The sequence below is a fragment of the Pantoea sp. S-LA4 genome (assembly GCF_054482835.1).
The window spans coordinates 3,889,335-3,912,593 of sequence record NZ_JBTLRC010000002.1 but is presented as its reverse complement, the minus strand read 5'-3'; the positions used below and the strand labels follow the sequence as shown (position 1 = coordinate 3,912,593).

Annotated in this window: 13 protein-coding genes; 7 read left to right on the top strand and 6 right to left on the bottom strand. The window is 57.1% G+C overall.

Annotated elements, in window-relative coordinates; all coding sequences use genetic code 11:
* Positions 1 to 392: 392 nt before the first annotated feature.
* Genes fdnG through ACX3P5_RS19195 form a run of 5 tightly spaced genes read left to right on the top strand, consistent with a single transcriptional unit; the run spans position 393 to position 6,552 of the window.
* Positions 393 to 3,443: a formate dehydrogenase-N subunit alpha gene (fdnG, locus tag ACX3P5_RS19215; protein ID WP_458969131.1), complete on the top strand. Its 3,051-nt coding sequence runs from the start codon at positions 393 to 395 to the stop codon at positions 3,441 to 3,443.
* A gap of 12 nt (positions 3,444 to 3,455) precedes the next feature.
* A complete protein-coding gene (fdxH, locus tag ACX3P5_RS19210) occupies positions 3,456 to 4,355 on the top strand; it encodes a formate dehydrogenase subunit beta (protein ID WP_233985713.1) in 900 nt (299 codons plus the stop codon).
* On the top strand, positions 4,355 to 4,996 hold the full coding sequence (gene fdoI / locus ACX3P5_RS19205; protein ID WP_233985714.1) for a formate dehydrogenase cytochrome b556 subunit: 642 nt from the start codon (positions 4,355 to 4,357) through the stop codon (positions 4,994 to 4,996). The genes fdxH and fdoI overlap by 1 nt, the downstream gene beginning before the upstream one ends.
* Entirely contained in the window at positions 4,996 to 5,922 is a 927-nt protein-coding gene (gene fdhE, locus ACX3P5_RS19200) for a formate dehydrogenase accessory protein FdhE (protein ID WP_233985715.1), read from the top strand. Before fdoI ends, fdhE begins: the two co-directional genes overlap by 1 nt.
* An 18-nt stretch (positions 5,923 to 5,940) precedes the next feature.
* A complete protein-coding gene (locus tag ACX3P5_RS19195) occupies positions 5,941 to 6,552 on the top strand; it encodes a glutathione S-transferase (RefSeq protein ID WP_336756975.1) in 612 nt (203 codons plus the stop codon).
* A 240-nt stretch (positions 6,553 to 6,792) separates the two neighbouring features.
* On the opposite strand, the gene ACX3P5_RS19190 is transcribed toward ACX3P5_RS19195, so the two are convergent.
* The 4 genes from ACX3P5_RS19190 to ACX3P5_RS19175 form a co-directional block, all read right to left on the bottom strand.
* Entirely contained in the window at positions 6,793 to 7,374 is a 582-nt protein-coding gene (locus ACX3P5_RS19190; RefSeq protein WP_458969130.1) for a hypothetical protein, read from the bottom strand.
* A gap of 161 nt (positions 7,375 to 7,535) precedes the next feature.
* Positions 7,536 to 8,306 carry a hypothetical protein gene (locus ACX3P5_RS19185; RefSeq protein ID WP_458969129.1) on the bottom strand — a complete coding sequence of 257 codons (771 nt, stop codon included), beginning with the start codon at positions 8,304 to 8,306 and terminating at the stop codon, positions 7,536 to 7,538.
* 440 nt (positions 8,307 to 8,746) lie between these two features.
* Positions 8,747 to 8,944: a hypothetical protein gene (locus tag ACX3P5_RS19180; protein WP_458969128.1), complete on the bottom strand. Its 198-nt coding sequence runs from the start codon at positions 8,942 to 8,944 to the stop codon at positions 8,747 to 8,749.
* Positions 8,945 to 8,953: 9 nt separating this feature from the next.
* The gene (locus ACX3P5_RS19175; RefSeq protein ID WP_458969127.1) at positions 8,954 to 10,720 is read right to left on the bottom strand and encodes a VENN motif pre-toxin domain-containing protein; all 1,767 of its coding nucleotides are present in this window, start codon (positions 10,718 to 10,720) and stop codon (positions 8,954 to 8,956) included.
* A 360-nt stretch (positions 10,721 to 11,080) separates the two neighbouring features.
* On the opposite strand from ACX3P5_RS19175, the gene ACX3P5_RS19170 reads away from it, so the two are divergent.
* Positions 11,081 to 11,305 carry a SymE family type I addiction module toxin gene (locus ACX3P5_RS19170; RefSeq protein ID WP_458969126.1) on the top strand — a complete coding sequence of 75 codons (225 nt, stop codon included), beginning with the start codon at positions 11,081 to 11,083 and terminating at the stop codon, positions 11,303 to 11,305.
* Positions 11,302 to 11,625 (top strand): SymE family type I addiction module toxin, encoded by a 324-nt coding sequence (locus ACX3P5_RS19165; RefSeq protein WP_458969125.1) that lies wholly within the window; start codon positions 11,302 to 11,304, stop codon positions 11,623 to 11,625. The genes ACX3P5_RS19170 and ACX3P5_RS19165 overlap by 4 nt, the downstream gene beginning before the upstream one ends.
* Before the next feature lie 62 nt (positions 11,626 to 11,687).
* Here the strand turns inward: ACX3P5_RS19165 and ACX3P5_RS19160 are convergent, their stop codons facing one another.
* Both ACX3P5_RS19160 and ACX3P5_RS19155 read right to left on the bottom strand, forming a co-directional pair.
* The gene (locus tag ACX3P5_RS19160) at positions 11,688 to 12,188 is read right to left on the bottom strand and encodes a contact-dependent growth inhibition system immunity protein (protein ID WP_458969124.1); all 501 of its coding nucleotides are present in this window, start codon (positions 12,186 to 12,188) and stop codon (positions 11,688 to 11,690) included.
* Positions 12,188 to 23,248: a hemagglutinin repeat-containing protein gene (locus ACX3P5_RS19155; protein ID WP_458969123.1), complete on the bottom strand. Its 11,061-nt coding sequence runs from the start codon at positions 23,246 to 23,248 to the stop codon at positions 12,188 to 12,190. The genes ACX3P5_RS19160 and ACX3P5_RS19155 overlap by 1 nt, the downstream gene beginning before the upstream one ends.
* Positions 23,249 to 23,259 lie beyond the last annotated feature (11 nt).

Below are 23,259 nucleotides of genomic sequence, written 5' to 3'. Positions count from 1 at the left end.
CTGTTGTTAACAAATAATGAAATGCGGCTGTTCGCGCTGTCGGGTTAAACGGCAACGACAGCCACTAATTTTGCCCTCACACCGGGTACAGCGCAAATAAACCACAAGGCATTTGATGCGGTTATTTATCGCCGGATCGCCCCAGCCACGCCCGCTGGCGGCAGAATGCGAATGATTATTTCTCCCGATTTAACATTCGTGAGCATTCAGGAGCCGTAATTTTGGCCCGCCGCTGAAAATTGTCTTGCGCAGTAAATCCGTTGCTAAAAAATTTTAACAAAATGTAAATGCCGGATTACTAATGCCTAACCTCTTGACCCTGGTCAACTTACAAGCAGATAGGGCTGCTATTTTGCAAGGCTTCGCAATGGAGCCAATAAAGAAGAACGAAAATGCAAATTAACAGACGGAGTTTCTTTAAACTCTGCGCCGGCGGTTTAGCGGGCACCAGCGCAGCATTATTAGGTTTCGCCCCGGCAACGGCGTTAGCCAGCGTCCGGGAATATAAACTGATCCGCGCCAGAGAGACGCGTAATAACTGCACCTACTGCTCGGTGGGCTGCGGCATGCTGATCTACAGCCTGGGCGACGGCGCGAAAAACGCCAGCGCCTCGATTTACCACATTGAAGGCGATCCCGATCATCCGGTCAGCCGCGGTTCTCTCTGCCCGAAAGGCGCAGGCGTGCTCGACTTTATCCACAGTGAGCAGCGGCTGAAGTACCCGGAATACCGCGCGCCAGGCAGCGATAAATGGCAGCGCATCAGCTGGAATGAGGCCTTTGAGCGCATCGCCCGGCTGATGAAGCAGGATCGCGACGCCCATTTCCAGACCACCAACGCTGCCGGCGTCACGGTTAACCGCTGGCCGACCACCTCGATGTTATGTTCTTCGGCCGCCAGCAATGAGACTGGCCTGCTCGACCACAAATTTGCCCGCGCGCTCGGTATTCTGGCGCTGGAAAACCAGGCCCGGCTGTGTCACGGTCCGACGGTTGCCGCGCTGGCACCCAGCTTTGGTCGCGGTGCAATGACCAATAACTGGAACGACATTAAGAACGCCAATGTGGTGCTGATCATGGGCGGTAATCCAGCCGAAGCGCATCCGGTCGGGTTTAAATGGGTCATCGACGCCAAAATCCACAATCAGGCGCAGGTGATTGTGGTCGATCCACGCTTTAACCGTTCCGCCGCCGTGGCCGATTTCTACGCGCCTATACGCGCCGGTAGCGACGTGGTGTTCCTGATGGGGGTGATCAACTACCTGCTGCAGCATGACCACATTCAGCATGAGTACGTGCGGGCCTTCACCAACGCCGCGCTGATTGTTGATGAGGGCTACAGCTTCAGCGACGGTCTGTTCAGCGGTTACGATGCCGCCACCCGCCAGTACGATCGCCAGAGCTGGCACTATGCGCTGGATGAAGCGGGTCATGCGCAACGCGATGAGAGCTTCAGCCACCCGCGCTGCGTGCTCAACCTGCTGAAAGCCCACGCCAGCCGCTATACCCCGGAAATGGTGGCACGCCTGTGCGGTACGCCGCAGGAGAGTTTCCTCGCGGTCTGCCAGCAGCTTGCTGCCACCAGCGTGCCCGATCGTACCACGACCATTCTCTATGCGCTGGGCTGGACCCATCACACCAACGGCTCGCAGATTATCCGCACTGCCGCGATGATCCAGTTGCTGCTCGGTAATATCGGTATGCCTGGCGGCGGTATCAATGCGCTGCGCGGCCACTCCAACGTGCAGGGGTTTACCGATCTTGGTCTGCTGTCGCAAAGCCTGCCGGGCTACCTGCCGCTGCCGTCAGAAAAAATGACCACTCTGGCGAGCTATCTGCAGAAAGCCACGCCGGCGGCGTCCCTGCCGGGCCAGGTCAACTACTGGCAGAACAGCGATAAGTTTTTCGTCAGCCTGATGAAGAGCTTCTATGGCGATAACGCCACGGCAGAAAATCAGTGGGGTTACGACTGGCTGCCTAAGTGGGACAAAAGCTACGACTGCATGGCGCAGGCTGAGATGATGGAACAGGGCGAGCTGAACGGCTGCCTGATTCAGGGCTTTAACCTGCTGGCCGCCTTCCCGGATAAAAATAAAGCGGTTCGGGCCCTTTCCCGACTGAAATATATGGTGGTGATCGACCCGCTCAGCACCGAAACCGCCAGCTTCTGGCAACATCATGATGAGTTTAACGACGTCGATCCGGCCAAAATCCAGACCGAAGTGTTCCGTCTGCCCTCTTCCTGTTTCGCCGAAGAGTCGGGATCGGTGGCTAACTCGTCGCGCTGGTTACAGTGGCACTGGGCTGCCGCTGAGCCGCCGGCTGAAGCGCTGCATGATGGCAAAATCCTCGGCAATCTGTTTTTGCGTCTGCGCGACCTTTATCGCCAGGAAGGCGGGACCGCACCTGAACCGTTGATGGCGATGCGCTGGGATTACCAGGACCCCGCGGACCCCTCACCGGAAGAGGTGGCGCAGGAGAGTAACGGCCGCGCGCTGGCGGATATCTACGATGACAGCGGTAAGCTACTGCTGAAGAAAGGCCAGCAGCTCAACGGCTTTTCGGAACTGCGTAATGACGGTACCACCGCCAGCGCCTGCTGGATCTACGCAGGCAGCTGGACGCCGCAGGGCAATCAGATGGCGCGACGCGATAACGCCGATCCTTCCGGGCTGGGCGCGGTCTCCGGCTGGGCCTGGGCCTGGCCCGCTAACCGGCGCATTCTCTACAACCGCGCCTCTGCCGATAGCCAGGGTAAAGCCTGGGACCCGCATCGCCGCCTGATTGAGTGGGACGGTGCGCGCTGGCAGGGCATCGATGTGCCGGACTATCCGGTAACCCTGGCACCGCAACAGCAGGCCGGGCCCTTTATCATGCAGCCCGATGGCCTGGGTCATCTGTTTGCGCTGGATAAAATGGCGGATGGCCCGTTCCCGGAACACTACGAACCGATGGAAAGCCCGCTGAGTGATAATCCGCTGCATCCGCAGCAGCGTCACAGCCCGGTTGTCCGGCTGTTCCGCAACGATGCTGCCAGTCTGGGTGAGGCCGCGGATTACCCCTGCGTGGCGACCACCTACTCGATCACTGAGCTGTTCCGCCACTGGACCAAACATGCCTTGCTGAACGCCATTGCCCAGCCGGAGCAGTTTGTCGAAATTGGCGCTGAGCTGGCCGAAGAGAAAGGGATTCGCGCCGGTGACCGCGTTAAGGTCTCTTCACGCCGCGGCTACATCAAAGCCAAAGCGGTGGTGACGCGCCGACTGCCGCGTCTGATGATTGACGGTAAGCCGGTCGATACCGTGGGCATTCCCTGTCACTGGGGCTTTGAAGGCACAACGCGCAAAGGCTTTCTCGCCAACACGCTGACGCCTTCGGTTGGCGATGCCAACTCACAGACCCCGGAATACAAGGGATTTTTAGTGAAAGTGGAAAAAGCGTAACGGTGGATGACAATGGCTTACCAGTCACAAGATATTATTCGTCGCTCAGCGACCAATGGATTTACCCCGCCGCCACAGGCGCGCGATCATCAGCGCCAGGTCGCAAAATTAATCGACGTCACCACCTGCATCGGCTGTAAGGGCTGTCAGGTCGCCTGCTCCGAATGGAACGACATTCGCGATGAGGTCGGACATAACGTTGGGATCTATGACAACCCCACCGATTTAAGCGCCAAATCCTGGACGGTGATGCGCTTCTCCGAAGTGGAAGAGAACGGCAAGCTGGCGTGGCTGATCCGCAAAGATGGCTGTATGCACTGCGCCGATCCCGGCTGCCTGAAGGCCTGCCCTTCGGCGGGCGCGATCATTCAGTACGCCAACGGCATTGTCGATTTCCAGTCAGAACAGTGTATTGGCTGCGGCTACTGCATCGCTGGCTGCCCGTTCAACGTGCCACGGCTGAACAAAGAGGATAACCGCGCCTACAAATGCACCCTGTGTGTCGATCGCGTCAGCGTCGGCCAGGAACCGGCCTGCGTGAAAACCTGCCCGACCGGTGCCATTCATTTCGGCAGTAAAAGCGACATGCTGACGCTGGCCGCCGAGCGGGTTGCTGAACTGAAAGCACGCGGTTACGCCCAGGCGGGCGTCTATAACCCGGCAGGCGTGGGCGGAACGCATGTGATGTATGTGCTGCATGACGCCAGTCAGCCGCAGCGCTATCACGGGTTACCTGCCGATCCGCATATCAGCCCAACCGTCACCTTCTGGAAAGGCATCTGGAAACCGCTGGCCGCCGTCGGCTTTGCCGCCACCTTCGCGGCTTCGCTGTTCCACTATGTCGGCGTGGGCCCGAATCGGGTCGAAGAGCATCACGATGACGACGACGATCGTCCGGAGGAGCGCAAATAATGAAACATTCCGATCGCCTGGTGCGTTACCGCGCTGTGGAACGCATTAATCACTGGATTGTCGCCTTATGCTTTGTCATGGCGGCACTGAGCGGGTTAGGTTTTTTCTTTCCCTCATTTAACTGGCTGATGCAGATATTTGGCACGCCACAGCTGGCGCGTATCCTGCATCCGTTTGTTGGCGTAGTGATGTTTGCCGCCTTTATGCTGATGTTTTTACGCTACTGGCGACATAATCTGATCAACCGCGATGACCTCTACTGGGCGAAAAATATCCACCGTATTGCCCTGAATGAAGAGGTCGGTGATACCGGTAAATATAACTTTGGTCAGAAGTGTGTGTTCTGGGCTGCTATCATCAGCTTAGTATTGCTGCTTGTCAGCGGCATTGTGATCTGGCGACCTTACTTCGCGGGCGCGTTCACTATTCCGCTGATCAGACTGGCGTTAGTGGTGCATTCGGTGTCGGCTACCGCACTGATCGTGGTCATCATGGTGCATGTCTATGCCGCGCTGTGGGTCAAAGGCACGCTGACGGCGATGATTGAGGGCTGGGTCAGTTCAGACTGGGCCAGACACCACCATCCACGCTGGTATCGTGAGCAGCGTAATCCGCCTATAAAACAGGAAAAACGCCCCTGATGAGCATTCGCATTATCCCGCAAGATCAGCTGGAGAAGAGCGAAAAAACAACGGCGGAGATGATTCCGCCGTTACTTTTTCCACGGCTGAAAAACCTGTATAGCCGTCGTGCTGCGCGACTGCGTGACCTGGCGGCTAAAAATCCTCTGGGCGACTACCTGCGTTTTGCTGCGGTGATCGCCGAAGCGCAGGAAATTGTGCTGTATGACCATCCGCTGCATATGGACCTGCGGGCGCGGCTGGAAGAGAGCGCCCGCGAGGGCAAGCCGCCACTGGATATCCACACGCTGCCACGCGACACGCACTGGCAGCGGTTACTGCACTCGCTGATTGCGGAACTAAAGCCTGAGATGAGCGGCCAGGCGCTGGCGGTGCTGGAGAATCTGGAGAAAGCCTCTGCCACGGAACTGGAAACGCTGGCCAGCGCCCTGTTTGCCGGCGAGTATGCCAGGGTGAGCAGCGACAAAGCGCCGTTTATCTGGGCCGCGCTGGCGCTGTACTGGGCGCAGATGGCCGCGATGATCCCAGGCAAAGCGCGTGCTGAGATGGGCGATCAGCGGCAGTTTTGTCCGGTGTGCGCCAGTATGCCGGTCGCCAGTGTGGTCCACATGGGCAACCACGACGGCGCGCGGTATCTGCACTGCAACCTGTGCGAAAGTGAGTGGTATGTGGTGCGCAGCAAATGCACCCAGTGTGAACAGACCCGCGACCTGCACTACTGGTCGCTTGACAGTGAACATGCGGCGGTGAAAGCGGAGAGTTGTGGCGACTGCGGCACCTATCTGAAGATACTCTATCAGGAAAAAAATCCGGCTATCGAACCGGTCGCCGACGATCTGGCGTCGCTGGTGCTGGATGCCCGGATGGAGCAGGAAGGCTTTGCCCGTAGCAGCCTCAACCCCTTTATGTTTCCTGGCGAATCGTAGCTAACCTGGAGGAACCCGATGAAACTGATTGGCAGCTATACCAGCCCGTTTGTGCGTAAGATTTCGATCATTATGCTGGAAAAAGGCATTATCTTTGAGTTCGTTAACGCATCGCCTTACAGCGATGACAGTCACGTTCCGCACTACAATCCGCTGGGAAAAGTTCCGGCGCTGGTGGCTGACGATCAACAAATCTGGTTCGATTCCAGCATCATCGCGGAGTTTCTCGAACTACGCGGCGATGCGCCCGCCCTGCTGCCTGCCGATCCCCATCAGTCACTGCAGATCCGTCAGCTGGAGAAGCTGGCAGATGGCGTCAGCGACGCCGCGCTGGTGATTGTGCGGGAGCAGATGCGGCCAGGCGATCAGCAGTCGGAAGAGGTGCTGCTGCGTAACCGCGAGAAGATCCAGCGCAGTCTCGATATGCTGGAGAAAATCGCCGCAGAGGGAAAATGGCTCAATAACGGCCAGCTCAATCTGGCTGATATCGCCACCGGCTGTATGATCGGCTACCTCAATTTCCGTCGCGTAGTGCCGAACTGGTGCGTGGAACGACCTGCGCTGGTAAAACTGGCTGAGACGCTGTTCCAGCGCGAGAGCTTTGCACGGACAACGCCGCCTGCGGCGTGACGGATTGCTGAGCCAGAACCATTAAGAGGGACAATGGTGTCTGGCTGCATGTCAGGGTAATGACTTCATTAAGGGCAGCAGAGATCTGGAGCCAGGCTATAGTTCAGTAAAAGCCAACGAATATTACTTTTACTGGATTATCTTCATTCCTGCCTCTGGACTTTCCTCGCAGAAATTTTAACTATCACCCAGCCAACCTGAAATTATAAAAATAATAATTAAAGCGTATAGCTTTTTTAATTAATCATAAGTGAACTGATAATTTATAATGTAAGAACCTATTTTATTAGTATGAGCCGTCACCCATACTTTAGTCATACCTTGCTTCCTGTCATTGTATAAATTCTTACGATTTGTACAAAGTTGAAGCCATCTTTTTGTGTGCGCATCTTTAATCCACAAGCCAGCTTCACAATGGCTATTTTTCCCAACTGCCGGACCTGGAAACGTAACCTCGTATTCAGACTCATACTGAACAATCTTACCAGGAGCGACATAAACATAGACACTGTAACAATTTAGAATGCAAATAATACCAACAGAAAACCCACATCCAAAAGCTTTCAGTACATAGATAGCTGATTCACCAACTGGTCTAAAATAAACAACTCGCCCCGCAAAAACAAGACCTACTATTGATGCAACAGTAATGTATGTTGTCCACTCGGGAACACTCTTCATTAATACAACACGTCTTGCGACGCAATTTGACCACATCAGATACCATAGCCATGCTGCAAATATGACAAAAAAAACGGAGAGTAATAAATAGAACTTAACCTTGCCTTTATCATAGCCTGAAACAAAACGGCTTCCATGCATTTTAATCTCTCCTTGATCACACTAAGCCTTATTTTAACTTCTGGTTACTTAGTGAGTCACCTTCTCATAAAGATATTTTTAATCACTTCAATTTTCTAATAAAATCAGAAAAACTTCACTTTCGCTTTGCTAATTGACTACAGGTTTTAGAGCGTATTTTATTATACTTTGTCACTGACACTGTCTGGTGCGCCTATCAGCTTCAGGTTGCAAGAAGCATACGAGGTTACCGCACCCAGCACCGCATGCGCCATCAGGTTCGCTTCGGTATTAACCTTACCGTTCGCGTCCGTGGTCCGCTTATGTATTTCCTCCGCCAGGTATGGACTTGCCGCGCCGCTTATCGCCTGCGCCAGGTTCCCGCCCGACAGGCCCTGCACCGCCGCCGTCACCGCGCTGATGGCCCGCTGCACCTTACCGCCGGTCCCGAATTCGCTGTCAACGAACGCCTGATTGTAGAAGTTGCTGTAAACCTGCTTACTGACGTCGTCTGCGCTGTACTGCTTCGTCGGATCCTTGGCTTTAAGCTCAGCCAGTGCCCTGTCGCGGTTGGTCTGCGTGACGCCGGACATCTTCTCGTTCGCCTCCCGGGTTGCGGTGATCTCACCCTGCGTCCGCGCAATATCGCCCGCCTGGCTGCCGATTTCCCCTATCAGCTGAGCCGCCTTCAGCCGGTTCTGCTCCTTCTCCTTGTCGAAGATGGTCTCAAGACCCGGATTCGCATTTTCCACGTCGCGGCTCAGTGTTGCAACGTCCTGCGCCTGTTTCTCCTTATCGCGGATAACGATGGTGCCTTCGCTCACCGCCGACTTCGTCACAGAGTCCGCGCTGCCGCTGTCGTTCAGCCCCGCCAGCATGCCGTTCGCCATGTTCCCGGCGAACTGACCGCCCACGCTGCCGCCGGTGCTGATGCCCGCGCTCTGGTGCTCCACCTTATAGTCCGCGTGGTTCTCAATATCGCCGAAGCACAGCGTGCTGGTTTCCAGCTAATTCTTAAATAGAATGGCGTGACGGTGAATAGATAATATTATGACGGGATAACGGCGAGTTGATTATTGACGGGAAAGCCTGTTTTTTTATGTGGGCCGTTCAACCTGATCCACTTTGGGGTCTCGGGGCGAAGCCCTGACCAGGTTGTTTTGTCCCTCACTTTACCTTCCCTCACTTTACCTACGATTGAAGATACCAGGTGGTCGATATCGGTATGGTGAATGGATGATGGATGGCGACTGGATCATCGAGTCCGATATTACCGACGTTGAACAACAGGAGGTCACAGCTGCACCCGGCGTACTTCGGTTACGGCGGCGGGAGGATGGGGTTTTTAGGGCGTAAAAGCACAAATCCCGGCCAACTGGCCGGGATTTGAGTACTAATTCCATTCCACATTAAAATCAGCTAACTGATTATCTAGGAACCGTCTTTTCTCAAACCAATAATCAAAAACCTCAGCCTCCTCGCTACTTAAAATTAGGTAGAACCCTCCTGTTTCCCCCTCTGTATCATCGACGATTTGGATTTCCCATCCAGCATATTCGCCATCATTAACGATGCCTTTCTTTAAGAGCATTTTGCTTCCTTAGTTTTTATAAGGAACATGGTTGTTCGAAATATACTTGCCTGTTGTAGGATTTTTTACAGCAAAATGTACGTGTGGGACTCCCGGCGCATGGGCACCACCAATTGAACCTGAGTCAATCCTAAATTCTTTTGTCCCATCAGCACTATGGTAAACACCAGATCCCGGTTTTCCGATCTCTTTATATCCCGTTCCTAAGAATTTTAAACCAGCAGCTAACGCTTCATCTGAACTCAAAGTTGTTGAACTGGTGAAGTTTTTCTTACCAGATAAGGTCTCATTAATAACAGTATCTATCTTGCTGTTTGAATTCTCTGAAAGATAAACTATGTCTTTCTTCGTGAGAGGATCGGCTCCCGGATTGACTAAGATATTCCCAACAGTATCAGGTTTTCCTTCCGTATTACCGGTATTAGTAGCTCCCTGTCCTGAAGCCTGATTATTACCAGTGTTGGTCGGCGTATCATTTGGATCTAACTGCTGATTTCCACCCGTATTCGCAGGACCTGACCCAGCTATCTGGTCACCACCGGTATGAACAGGCGCGTATTTATCCTGAAGCGAACTGAGATACTTTCTTGTGATCTCGTCGTTACCCATCATTTGCAGGGTGACAAGATGCTCCAGTTCATCAGAGGTCATTTTATCAGCTACATCTTTAATGGCCAGTCCGGCAAGCCCTGTGATTCCGGCTTTCGCACCAATCTCCAGCAACTGCTCTGCAACCTTATTCCGGCAAGGTGAAAGTGCGGCACAACCACGCGCAACCAGTGCAAGATTATTGTTTTCAACCGCGTTCTTACCCGCCTGCGCACCCGCCACAACATCCGCCGTGCTGTCACCAACCACGCCGCCCGCCAGACCCGCCGCCAGCGTACCCAGCGCACTTATCGTCTGCCGCTGCTCCTCAGACAGGTCGTTACGTTTAACGCCCGGATACAGCTGCTGCGCGATGTACTCACCCATCGCCGCGCCCGAGGCGCCCGCCAGCGCCGAGTTGCCCGCCGCGTACGAGGTTACCGCACCCAGCACCGCGTGCGCCATCAGGTTCGCTTCGGTATTAACCTTACCGTTCGCGTCCGTGGTCAGCTCGTGTATCTTTTCCGCCAGGTACGGTGCCGACGCGCCGCTTATCGCCTGCGCCACGTTCCCGCCCGACAGGCCCTGCACCGCCGCCGTCACCGCGCTGATGGCCCGCTGCACCTTACCGCCGGCCCCGAATCCGCTGTCAACGAACGCCTGATTGTAGAAGTTGCTGTAAACCTGCTTACTGACGTCGTCTGCGCTGTACTGCTTCGTCGGATCCTTGGCTTTAAGCTCAGCCAGTGCCCTGTCGCGGTCGGTCTGCGTGACGCCGGACATCTTCTCGTTCGCCTCCCGGGTTGCGATGATCTCACCCTGCGTCCGCGCAATATCCCCCGCCTGGCTGCCGATTTCGCCGTGAGCTGCGCCGCCCTGCAGCAGAATGTCCCGCAACGCATCAAGCCCCAGGTCGCCGCCCGCCGTCAGCTGGCTGCCGGTGAGGCTGATGTCGCCGCTCTGCGCCGTACCGTTTTTGCCGGTTGCCGTGACGGTCAGGTTCCGGCCCGCAGTCAGCGTGCTGCCCTGCGACTGGAAGCTCGCGGTACGCGTCTCGCTTTTCGACGACTGGCTGCCGTACGAGGCGCTGATAACGTCACCCTCCCGCCCGATCACCGTCACGCTCTGCTGCCCGCTGAAGGTACTGCCAGTGCTGGCCTCACAATCCTGATTGTGCAGGCTGCTCATTTTATCAGCACTGAAGATCCTGTCATTACCCGTTAAGGTAAAGAGGCGATAAAGATTTTGCAGACAGATTAAAAGCTGGCTGATGTGGATTCAAAGCAGGAAAATCAGCCCTCTTACAGGTACTGATAACTTCAGGAAGAAGGGATACACACAAATCAGGCAAAAGGAGAAAAAAATCTGTTTTCCAGAGACGCCTCTCAATCTATTACCTGACTTCCAACGGGTTTATATAGAAGAAGGTGTATATTTGAACAGGAGAAAACAGGAAAGGAAGAATATATCGGAATATTTATAGCGCGGCTGAAGCGGGTTGGCCCCCGCAACAGCCGCTGACCACAACTAACTGGATTGGAGTTAATTATGGCTAGAGATGATTCTACGTCAGAACCTGCTGTACCCCAAGCACGTAACAGCATCGTCGGGTACCGCACCAACGGCGGTAAGCCGAACCCGCTGCCACAGCTGACCATCCAGGGACGATGGCTGGAACAGTGGGGATTTACCAGAGGCCAGCCGGTTAGCATCATGGCCGAACAGGGCCAGCTGATTATCCGCATCATGCACATCACGGAGGATAACGTATGAACATCACTTTTATCAGTGAGCCCGTCCCGGAACTGACTGTCGCAGGCGGCCAGCTGGCCGCGCTCGGATTTGCCACCGACACTCCGATCCGGCTGGTGCTGCGGGATAACACGCTGTCGGTGACAACCGTTACCGATGAGGCGGAGTGGATAGAGCTCTGTGAAGCCAGCCAGCAGTGGCAGGATCTGGGGGCTGACTGGGTGCGGGAGAATGGCGAGGTGATTATCGGCGGCGACTGGCTGACCGGCTTCGGTATCACCGAGGCGGAACAGCTGGAGATGACCGCTGCACCCGGTGTGATCCGGTTGCAGCGGCGGTAAGCGGAAGGATTCAGGATTTAAAAGCAAAAATCCCGGCCAGGTTGGCCGGGATTTATATTTAATTAACCCTTGCAGCGACTGAGTGCTAACCGTAACCCTGCACCGATTTCAGAGGGTGAACTATCTGCTGGAAGTATCACATAATCAGATTCATTGATCCTGTCACCGCTCCAGGCTTCCAACTTTTCATGGTAGCTGGGACGAATAGTAATCTGATTGTTTACCAGATGAACACCACATTTTTTCATATTCTTAAACAATGCACGTTTGGTTTTATAACCATATTTCTCCATCAGCATCGATATCCAGGTTGCGTATTGTTCTCTCCCTTTTTCAGGATCAAAAAAGGTCTCGCATTCCTTAACTGTCAATGTCCGGCTGCTTAGCAGCGCTTCAAAAATTGTTTCACCGACGCTCTGATCATCTGCGTCTGGTTGTAACAAATGTGATGGGGAGTCAGGATCTTTGCGGACGCGGCCTAACCCTGAATAAGTGTTCACATTCAAAAATTTATTCGTTACGAATACTTCAGCCCAATAATCCTGATCTTTATTAAATTCCATCATTTCACCTGTGTTACTTTAACTGTCACACCTTGGTTTTTACCGTATTCAATGGCTCTATTTATTTCTATCCATTGAGATTTGGTCGTATTAGCAGGTATCGCCAGTTGAATTTCTCTGTTAGCGATCATTGATGATGTTATTGTTTCACTTGAGAGTGAATATTCTTTAAACTTTGCCGCCGCATCAATATTTCCCTTGATCGAACTGTAAACCTGATTAGGGTTAACCAGCTTCGCCATCGTCTGCGTATCCATTGACTTTGCACTCACAGCCGTTTTTGTTGACACATCATAATAATCGAACGTTTTAAAGTTCTGCGGTAACCGCGCATTGGTGGGCAGTGAAGTCCCGACATAATCTTCCCACGGCATTCCCTGTTTCATATTGCCCTGGCCCCATTTCATGCCCACTTCTGCGGCGCTGACGGTAGCCGTTGCCGTATTGCGGCTCATAAACGAGACAGCCGCTTTTGTCACATCCTTCGCCAGCAACCCGCCAGAAACAAGCAGGGCCTGATTTTCCGGGTCAGACACGAACGTGGCATACTTTGTCCATTCAGGGCTGGTTTGATCTATCTTCGCCAGATCCCGGCCGTTCCACTGCTGAACGTAAGCTTTGGCTTCCTCGCTGGTCATGACATTCACGCCGGGAAGGGTGCCGACCCAACCGGGACGTTCTGCCATATCATAGCCACCCTGAGCCAGCTCTTTATCGACGACCTGAACTTCCAGCGGGTTGTCTTTCAGCTTATCGCTGGTTTCAGCGCTTTGCCGATCGCTGACCTGCTTCCATTTATCAACAACGGCCTGGCAATCACCGCCAGCGCTTCGGCAGTCTGACAGCTCCTTATCAAAGGCGACTGACTGTGACTGGTTAAGCCAGTTAAATTCAACAGCATTTTTTCCCGCCTGAGCCCCCGCCACCGCATCCGCCGTGCTGTCACCAACCACGCCGCCCGCCAGACCCGCCGCCAGCGTACCCAGCGCACTTATCGTCTGTCGCTGCTCCTCAGACAGGTCGTTACGTTTAACGCCCGGATACAGCTGCTGCGCGATGTACTCGCCCATTGCCGCGCCCGAGGCGCCGGCCAGCGCCGAGTTGCCCGCCACGTACGAGGTTACCGCACCCAGCACCGCGTGCGCCATCAGGTTCGCCTGGACATTAACCTTACCGTTCGCGTCCGTCGTCAGTTCATGTATCTTTTCCGCCAGGTACGGTGCCGACGCGCCGCTTATCGCCTGCGCCAGGTTCCCGCCCGACAGGCCCTGCACCGCCGCCGTCACCGCGCTGATGGCACGCTGCACCTTACCGCCGGTACCGAATCCGCTGTCGGCGAACGCCTGATTGTAGAAGTTGCTGTAAACCTGTTTACTGACGTCGTCTGCGCTGTACTGCTTCGTCGGATCCTTGGCTTTAAGCTCAGCCAGCGCCCTGTCGCGGTCGGTCTGCGTGACGCCGGACATCTTCTCGTTCGCCTCCCGGGTTGCGATGATCTCACCCTGCGTCCGCGCAATATCCCCCGCCTGGCTGCCGATTTCCCCTATCAGCTGAGCCGCCTTAAGCCGGTTCTGCTCCTTCTCCTTGTCGAAGATGGTCTCAAGACCCGGATTCGCATTTTCCACGTCGCGGCTTAAATCTGCAACGTCCTGCGCCTGTTTTTCCTTATCGCGGATAACGATGGTGCCTTCGCTCACCGCCGCCTTCGTCACAGAGTCCGCGCTGCCGCTGTCGTTCAGCCCCGCCAGCATCCCGTTCGCCATGTTGCCGGCGAACTGACCGCCCACGCTGCCGCCGGTGCTGATGCCCGCGCTCTGGTGCTCCACCTTATAGTCCGCGTGGTTCTCAATGTTCCCGTAGCCCAGCGTGCCGGTGTCCAGCTTATTCTTATCGGCGGCAGCAGTGGAAGCGATGACCGCCCCGTTGAGCTGCGTGTGCTCACCCACGGTCACGTCAAAGCCGCCGCTGCCCGCAAATATCCCGGTCTGCTCCGCCACGCTCTGCCAGGTGCTGTGCATCTTATCCCGGCTCACGTTCACGTTCGCCGACCCGGTCATTGAGCCGAACGTGACGCTGCCGCCCGCGCTGGCGCTCTGCTGTCTGCTGTCGTAGCGGTCGCTGTCCTGCTCCGAGGCCAGCGTCAGGTTGCGGCCCGCGTCCACCTTCACGCTCTCACCGCTTGCCTGCGCGCCCCTGAGCGTGGTGTCGCGCCCGCTGGTCAGGCTGAGCCGGTTGCCCGCGTCCAGCGTGGTCTCGCTGTGCGTCAGCCCGTTGCCTTTTTCACTGCCCTTCGCCGCGTTGACGCTCGCCGACACGCTGATGCCGTAGCCGCCCGACCCCGCGCCGATGCCGATACCGGCGCTGCCGCCTTTGCTGCTGTTTTTGCTGTCGGTGCTCTGCGTGTTCTGCCCCGACTGCAGCAGGATGTCCCGCGACGCATCAAGCCCCAGGTCGCCGCCCGCCTTCAGCTGGCTGCCGGTGATGCTGATGTCGCCGCTCTGCGCCGTACCGTTTTTGCCGGTTGCCGTGACGGTCAGGTTCCGGCCCGCCGTCAGCGTGCTGCCCTGCGACTGGCTGCTCTCGGTACGCGTCTCGCTTTTCGACGACTGGCTGCCGTACGAGGCGCTGACGCCGATGGTGTTGCTACCGCCTTCTCCGCCGTTCTGCAGCCCGTCCATCTGAGCCGCCTGTGCCGCCTGCACCCCGTTCAGCGCCGCCTGGGTGTTCTGCAGCGCGCTGACCCGACCGTCGCCCGACTTCCTGGCCTGCTGCGCGCTGCTCACCGCCGTGTTGAGCGCGCTGCCCGCCGTGCCTGACAGGGCGATGCTCAGACCGCTCTGTTTCTGCTCGAAGGTTTCCTTACGGCTGCGTGAATCAACGCCCGGGTCGACAGTTACGCTGTCGCCCGTCAGGTTCAGGTCCTGACCCGCCACCAGGTCTGCGCCGCCGACGTGCAGCCGGTTGCCCGCCGTGATGTCCACGCTGCCCTGGCTGCTGCCGACGGTGCTGACGCTCTGGCTCTGGGTCGTGCCCTTCTCATCGATTTCATGGCGGGTGGACTGCTTGCCGATAGTGAAGCCGATGCCGCCGCTGCCCAGCAGCCCGCTCTTTTTATTCTCCTGCAGCTGATAATGGCTGTCGGTCTCGGTTGCCGCGCCGATCTCCACGTCGCGCCCGGCCCGCAGACTGACGTCCCGATCGGCAGCCACCGCCGATCCGGTCACCGTCAGGTCGCGTCCGGCGATGACCGTGACGCTTTCGCCGCTCAGCAGGCTGCCGTTCTCGCGGGTGCTGCCGTCCTGCGTAATAGTGTGGCTGCTGCTCTTTTTCAGGAAGCCTTTTCTCTCAGAACGTTCTTCACTAAAGTCCAGCGCCCGTTCGGTGGCGGTATTGAGGGTCACATCCTGTTTCGCCTGCAGTGCCACGGCCCCCAGCTCACTGTGCAGAGTGCTGGCCGTGGCGGTGATGCTGCCGTCCTGCGCCACCACCGTGACGCCATCACGTCCACTGAGCGTGCTCCCCACCACGTTCTCACGCAGCATTTCCTCCGAGCGTTCACCTTTGGTTTTTCGGCCGCGACTTTTTTCTTCTGAGACGCGGTGCTCGCTGTCTGTCGTGTGGCTGAGGATGACATCCTTTTTCGCCTGCAGCGCAACAGCACCCTGTCCGCTATGCAGCGTGCTGCCGGTGACCGTCACGTCACCCTCACGCCCGATGACCGTTACGCCCTGTTCTCCGCCGAAGGTGCTTCCCATGCTGCCCTCGCGAATCGTCTCCTCGTCACGATGACTGCGGGTATTACCCAGCCGCCTGTTCTCGCTGTCCAGGTCCTGCGTGCGGGTACGCGCATCCTTAATAGTGACGTCCTGTGCGCTGACGCCAATGCGGCCCCCGGTACTGTCGACCTGCGCGCCTTCGGCCAGCAGGTTATTTCCCGCCACCAGCGTCACACCCTGAGCGCCGCTCAGGGTGCTGAGCAACAGACGATCTTCCTGGCGACTGTTGCTGACCGACGAGGTGCGGCTGTCAGCCTCAAGATGGGTGGTATTGGTGGTGGTTTCAGCCCTGATAGTGATATCGCCCGCTGCCTGCACATCGAGCTGGCCGCCAGCATTGGCCTGACTGCCGGTGAGTGTGACGTCCCGCCCGGCTGAGAGAAGAAGATTGCCTCCGGCGTTGAGTTCACTGCCGAGCGCCTGCTGCCATTCACCACTAACATGCGCCAGCCGTGAACCAGCCTCTTCCATGCCGTCGCGGGTACGGTTCCCCATCGAGCCCGATATGAAAGCAAGATCCGCGGTATGGCTGCTTTTCGCAGCGGTAATGGTCAGGTCGTTGCTTGCCAGCAAGCTAAGATTATCGGTGGCATCCAGCTTCGCTCCAGCGAGCGTAATATCAGTACCGCTGAGACGAATATCATCGGCGCTCATCGTCGCCTGACGCAGCGCATCCTGCAAATTAGTGCTGATTGTCAGTTGGTCGGCCCGCACATTAATGCTGCCCGCCTTGATATCGCCGCTTTGATGCAGAAACTCTCCGGCATCGATGGACAGCGCCTTGTCAGCAAACAGGTTAGCGGCATTGGTCACGCTGTCGGCCGAGAGTTGCAGGTTGCCTCCACCAATCACTGCCCCATCCCCGGTTAACCGCAGCGTGGTCTGTGCCAGATAAACTTTCGGCACCCACACTGTCTGAGGGCCGTCTGCCGTATCAACAGTTTCGCTGACCAGCCAGACGATATCCTGTTGCAGCGCCGCGATTTGTTGCGGCGTCAACGCCACGCCCGGCACCAGATGGAAATCCTGCGCCACTTTAGAGCCGTTGTTCATCAACTCCTGATACTGCGCCATCGCATCCCAGCCGTTAACGGAAGGCCTGCCGGTCAGTTTCAGCACCTGCTCGCGCACCAGTCGCTGCTCGTAGAAACCGTCACCCAGGCGTTTATGCACCAGTGACGGATCGTAACCCACCTGTTCGAGCAGATAGTCGCTGCTGATAAATTTGCTCTGGCTGGTAAAGCGCTCGTCAGTCACCACCAGATACGGGCTGCCCGCCGCGGTATGCTGACTGAACAGGCCGTTATTGGGGAGGGTTGTGGCGACTCTTTCCAGTTGTTGCAGCGCCGTCAGGGCCAGCTCTGCCGGTAACAGCGGTCGTCCTGGCTGAGATGGGGAGCTGAGGCCGGACTGCGTAAGCTGGCCGCCCGCTGCAAGTTCTGTGTCGCCGTCATGACGGGCAATGCCGTCTACGGCAAAGGCCAGCGGATTTCGTTCATACTCCGCACGCTCAGCGTCCACTGCCTGCAGCGCCGCTTCAAGCTGGCTGATCTGCGCCTGATTAACCGTGGTGTTGGTGATGCTGAATCCGTTTATCGTGACGTTTCCGTTGCCGGTAATGATGCCGTCAACGGTTGCCAGGGCGGTGGTCTCATCGGAATTGAAGGTCGGATACCAGTGATGGGTATCCTTGTCATAGTGATCGACAATCACTTCCTGCCGTCGCTCATTGACCGAATAGCCCCGGTTATCTACGCTTCCCCCACCTTCATGTGTCAGGTTGCCATTGGCGGTAATAACGCTGGCGTCATTGAGCAACTTATCCGTGATGCGCAGGATCATGTTGCCACCCGCCAGAATACGGGCTCCGATGCCTTCGCTTACCAGTTGGTCGCGTGTAACCGTGCCAGTAGCAGTACGCTCACGCAGATTATTGTAATCGGAGACAAACGGCGCACTATCGATGTCGATGTGACGTTCCGGGTCCCACTGTTCAATTTGCCCAATGTTATGTTCGCGCCAGAAGGTATTGTGATAAGGCGTCGGGGCACCCTTCTGGCGGTATCCACGGGTCTCATAAAAAGTCATGGCATAGCTGCCGTCGGCGTTGGGTTTAAGCGCCAGATAATTTATCCACAGCTCAGTCAGTTGACCTTGATTGTTTTTGACACGGACCTGAGCGCGTTTGCCCGCCGCGTCAATCGCCAGCAGCGTGCCGTAAGGATTACTCTGCGCCGCTGCCTCATCCTGGAAAGTCAGTTGCTGTGTGGTCGACGCCATGGTGCTGAGATCGGTGCTCACTGCTGAGCCGTAAGATCGCCAGTAGTAGTTATATCGATGCCACTTGTAGTCGCTGGTCTCAGCCTCACGCTCTATCACCAGCCCTTCGCGCAGGTTATCGAGCCGCCGCGCCTCAATCGTTGCATCACCGTCCATTTCGATAAAACTTGCCCGATTCTCAATCAGGTCATCACTGTGAAGGTTCATCCGGTCGCCGCTATAGAGCAGAGCGCCGTCCCGGTTGGTCAGGCGCTCACCGGTCTGCAGCGTCAGACTTTCAGTCGCCGCGATGACTGCAGGCTGTCCGTGGTTGTCAATCACCCGGCCACGCACGGTGACCTCATCGCCCATCACGGTGGCGCTGTTATCCAGCGAGTCGACATTCAGCGTCAGGGCATCAGCTTCAAGACGCCCGCTGTTCAGCAGCGCACCGGTAGTGAGCTGAACTGTTTTGCCCACCAGCATCGCAGGATTGGTTATGGCCGAGGCATTCAGCACCAGATTACCCGGCAGCAGCCAGTCAACCAGGTTAGTCAGTGCCCCGCTTAGAGAGAAGGTTACCGTCCCGTTACTGCTGATAGTTTCGCCCGCGTTGTGGGTATAGTCCTGTTGCGCGGTCAGCGTCAGCGCCTGCAAGCCCAGCAGCGTGCCGTCCTGATTATTGAAAGAGTGTGCATGGATGCTCAATGCGCCAGCACTCTCCAGCCTTCCGCTCTGATTGAGCAGCACCAGCGGTGAATCAGTCGGTGAGAGATCACCGTTGATGGTGAGGTCGCCATTCGCCAGCACCCGTCCCTGCCGGTTGTCCAGTTGTGCAACACCGCGCAGCATGAGCGTACCAGCGCTTTGCAGCCGTCCGGCGCTGTTATCGATATCACGGACAGAAATGTCGGTGTAGGTGGTGCCGAGTAACAGGCCACCGTCGCGGTTGATAAAGCGATCGGCCTGCAGTGAGAGTCCCGCCTGGCTGCTGATCATGCCCTGTGAACGGTTATCGATCGCCGTGGCGTTCAGCACTAAATCCTGAGTGGCGACCATCTGTCCGCTCTGGTTGTTCAGCTGAGTGGCATTCAAAGTCAGCACCGCCCCGCTGTGAACTTTGCCCTGCTGATTATTGAGCGTGTCGACATGATAGAAGCCCGCGCCCTGGCTGATCAGCGTGCCGCTGGCATTCTCCAGCAGCCCGGTAGTCAGGTTTATCGTCTCAAGACTGCTGAACACGCCCTGACGGTTATCGATCGTCGCGGCATTGATTTGCTGTCCGCCGTTGCTGCGTACCGCACCGCCACTGTTATCAATCTGACCAGACAGCTGCAGGGTAAGCTGTTGCTGACTGTCGATGTTGCCGCCTGCGTTGTTCAGCACCTGCGCATCCAGCTGAAATACTTCGCCGCTCTGCACTTTACCGGCCCGGTTATCCAGATCACCGGCCAGGTTCAGCCGTGACTGCCGCTGGCTGTAGAGCAGACCGCCCTGGGTGTTATCAAGACGCGCAGCGGTGATAGTCAGCGCCTCACCAGCCAGCCACTGGCCGCCCGTATTGTTTATGTTACCGGCGCGACTACCGTCGGTCTGACCTTGCACCGTCAGTTGCTGCTGGGCATAAATCTTACCGGCAAGGTTGTTGATGTCCTGAGCAACACGTAACACCATGCCAGCTGCCGATTGCAGCACGCCGCTGGCGTTACTGAGCCAGTTCGCCGTGAGTTCCGCCTGCTGCTGACTTTGCACACTGCCCGCCGTGTTATCGAAACCGGCACTGGTGGCAGTCCAGCTCGCCTGGCTGCCCATCCAGCCCTGGGCATTGCCCATCTCCTGCGCCTGGAGGGTCTGGTTTAACCGGCTGAAAATTCGGCCATTGCTGTTATCCAGACGGCCGGAGAACTGCATATCCAGCGTGTCCAGCGCATTGATCGCGCCCTGAGCATTCAACAGATTCGCGGCGCTGGCCTGCGTGCGGCCATTGCCGGTAAGGCTGCCGCCCTGATTGTCCCAATCGCCCGTCAGATTGAGCGTAAGTGCCTGCTGGCTAAAAATCAGTCCTGACTGGCGATTGGTCAGCGATCCACCCTGCAGGAGAAGATCGCCACTGCTTTGCAACGATCCGCCATCGTTATTAAACAGCGTCGCTGCGGTGCCACGGATCGCGAGCGCGTTTTGCGCCGTGAGTTTGCCACCCTGGTTGAGAATAGTGCCGTGGCTGGTAAGGGCGAGATCACCGCCAGATTGCAACCGGCCGCTGCCGTTATTGAGCTGGTCTGCCGTCGCCGTAACCCGCTCACCGCCCTGCGCCATACCGTCACGGTTCTGCCAGAGTCCGCCGCTGTTGAGGGAAAGATGATGACCCGCTTCGATCCAGCCGCCGCTGTTATCCAGGCCCTGTGGCGTCGCCAGGCTCAGATCATGCAGCGCAATCAGTTTGCCCCGGGCATTATCGATCTGGCTGGTGTTAAGCAGCAGTGATTTACCGCTGATTTCACCTGAACGGTTGCTCAGCTGGCCCGAGGCATTCAGGGTCAGCTGCTGGCCGCCGAGAATCTTACCTGCCTCATTCTGCATCTCACGCGCCGCCAGTGTGGTCAGATCGTTACTCTGAAGCGTTCCACCACGGTTATTGAGTTCGCCATCGGTACGGATAGTCAGTGCGTCACCCGCACCCAGTAGCCCCTGTGTGTTGTCAATCCCCTGACCGGCAGTGAGATCCAGCGTCTTCTGGCCAATCACTTTGCCCTGAGTATTATCGAAGCTGCTGCTGTTCACCTTCAGCGCGGTGCCGCTGATTTCACCTGTGCGGTTGCTGATCTGATCGTGCACGGAGAGGCTTAATTGCTGGCTGGAGAGCAGTTTGCCGTCGTCGTTATTGAGGCTGCTGGCTTGCGCGCTGAGCTGCGTTTCGCTTTGCGCCGTGCCGCCACGGTTGTTCCATTCACCGGTGTGAATATCCAGCGCCCCGCGCGCTACGATCTGGCCAGCCTGATTGTCCAGTCCACTGACTGTCAGACCGAGGTCGCGCTGGCTGACGATCTCGCCCTGCGCATTATTCAGATGCTGCGCATTCAGCAACAGCTGACCGCCGTTCAGGGTGCCGGACTGATTATTCAGGTCAGCACCCGCGCTGAGCGTCAGCGCATCACCGGCCAGCAGCTTACCCTGACTGTTGTTAACAGCCGCGCTGGCATTAATAGTCAGTGCGGCCTGGGTTTTGACGGTACCACCCTGGTTAGTCAGGCTGCCTGTTTCAAGCGTCAGATCGCCGTTGTTACCCAGCTCACCCGCGGTATTGTCGAGCAGACCGTCAATCCGCCAGGTTTGCGCCACGTTGTCGAGTGCGACCATGCGCCCACGCTGGTTATTCAGGGAGGCGGCCCGGAAGCTGAGCTGCCGGCTCTCAATCGTTCCGTCGCTGTTATCCAGACCACCACTCAGTGTGAAGCGGCTTTCGCCACTTCCGGTCTGTGACCATCCGGCTTGCTGGCTGAACAGGCTGCGTCCATCGATCTGCCAGCGCCCGGCGCTAATCTGCGCCTGCTGCGCCTCAATATCACCTGCCGTGTTAATCATCAGCTCATCACCGTTGATCACCGCCTGACGCACGGCAACACCCCCTTCCTGAGCCGTCAGCGTTGCGCGGCTGGCCGCGATCTGAGCGCCACTGAGATCGACCCGGCGTCCGCGCACGCTGACCTCTTTTTTGCTCAGCAGGCTACCGCTGGCGCGAATGACATCCTGGCTCTCAAGCTGCAGATTAGCTTCCTGCACAACCTGGCTGCTGGCATCGCTGCCTGCCAGCAGGTGTCCGCTGCTCTGTATGCCGCGGGCCGCGGTCAGCCGCACATCACCTGCCGCCGCCAGGGTGCCGGACTGAGTGATTCCGCCTTCGCGGCTCCGGACCGTCAGCTGACCACCACTGTGGAGTTTGCCCTGATAGTCAATATCCTCTCTGGCCGCCAGGCTGATGTCGCCTCCAGCCTGCGTCACGCCATCCTGTGCCGCCGATTGCCAGACGAGCTTACCTTCGCTGCTCACCACCAGCGTTTTGCCCGCCTGAACCTGGGCATTCTGATTACGTACGCCAACGCCCGCTTCGGTGCCAATCATGCGGATCTGGCCGCTGTACATGCCGCCCATCTGCCCCATGTCGATCGCCAGTTCAGGTCTGGCGCTGCCGTCGTCAGCCAGCGGTGTGACCGTCTGTGCGTCTGCGCTTACGCGGTTGCGACCGGCCACCACCGCCAGCTCTTTTTTGGCCCAGACGCCCGCATTGATCTCCACCGCGCGGGCCAGTACGTCAACGTACTCAGTATCGTGACGGGGATCGCCGTTGAGTCCGCCGCCTTCAATGCGCACCACGCCACGTTCGACCTGATAACCCGCCAGGCTGCCGTCAGCATTGAGTTGTGGCTTGCCAGTGGTCAGCGTCATGCGGCCGGCGTTGATGGTGCCGCATCCGTTACAGACGATCCCGGCCGGGTTGGCAACGATCACCTGCGCCCGTCCGCCCGCCACTTCCATATAACCGCGTAGCTGGCTGGGATTATTGCTGTTTACTTCGTTGATGATCACCCGCGCCGCTGGGGCGTTTGGGTTGAGTTTCGGGTTGCCCTGAATCATTCCGGCCAGTTGTGTTGAGGTCATCACTGCGGAGTTATTCAGGATGGCGCCGTTCTGCGCGACGTTGAATTGCTGATACTGGTTATGCGAGATACCCGCCTGATTGGGGGCCGTGATATTGACCTGTGGCAGCCCGTTCTGGGTAGCGATGATATCCGGCCGCTGTCCTGGCGTAGCATTACTATCCGCTACAATGCCGTTCGCCATTGCTGGCCCGGCAAACAGGGCCAGTCCAAGCAGCCACGTCGCACGGCGTAGAGTGACCCAGAGGCGCGCCGAACCGTTGCCACAACTCTGACCCGGTTCAGTGCTGCAACTGCGGGCCAGTTCCGATACCACACGGAGTTCCCCATGGGTACGGCTGAAGATAATACGATAGCAATGTTTATTCATGGGTCACATCC

Bases quoted from the DNA above. Each gene is read 5' to 3' on its own strand.
- fdnG (WP_458969131.1), top strand. From the start codon at position 393: ATGCAAATTAACAGACGGAGTTTCTTTAAACTCTGCGCCGGCGGTTTA.
- fdxH (WP_233985713.1), top strand. From the start codon at position 3,456: ATGGCTTACCAGTCACAAGATATTATTCGTCGCTCAGCGACCAATGGA.
- fdoI (WP_233985714.1), top strand. From the start codon at position 4,355: ATGAAACATTCCGATCGCCTGGTGCGTTACCGCGCTGTGGAACGCATT.
- fdhE (WP_233985715.1), top strand. From the start codon at position 4,996: ATGAGCATTCGCATTATCCCGCAAGATCAGCTGGAGAAGAGCGAAAAA.
- ACX3P5_RS19195 (WP_336756975.1), top strand. From the start codon at position 5,941: ATGAAACTGATTGGCAGCTATACCAGCCCGTTTGTGCGTAAGATTTCG.
- ACX3P5_RS19190 (WP_458969130.1), bottom strand. From the start codon at position 7,374: ATGCATGGAAGCCGTTTTGTTTCAGGCTATGATAAAGGCAAGGTTAAG.
- ACX3P5_RS19180 (WP_458969128.1), bottom strand. From the start codon at position 8,944: ATGCTCTTAAAGAAAGGCATCGTTAATGATGGCGAATATGCTGGATGG.
- ACX3P5_RS19175 (WP_458969127.1), bottom strand. From the start codon at position 10,720: ATGAGCAGCCTGCACAATCAGGATTGTGAGGCCAGCACTGGCAGTACC.
- ACX3P5_RS19170 (WP_458969126.1), top strand. From the start codon at position 11,081: ATGGCTAGAGATGATTCTACGTCAGAACCTGCTGTACCCCAAGCACGT.
- ACX3P5_RS19165 (WP_458969125.1), top strand. From the start codon at position 11,302: ATGAACATCACTTTTATCAGTGAGCCCGTCCCGGAACTGACTGTCGCA.
- ACX3P5_RS19160 (WP_458969124.1), bottom strand. From the start codon at position 12,188: ATGGAATTTAATAAAGATCAGGATTATTGGGCTGAAGTATTCGTAACG.
- ACX3P5_RS19155 (WP_458969123.1), bottom strand. From the start codon at position 23,248: ATGAATAAACATTGCTATCGTATTATCTTCAGCCGTACCCATGGGGAA.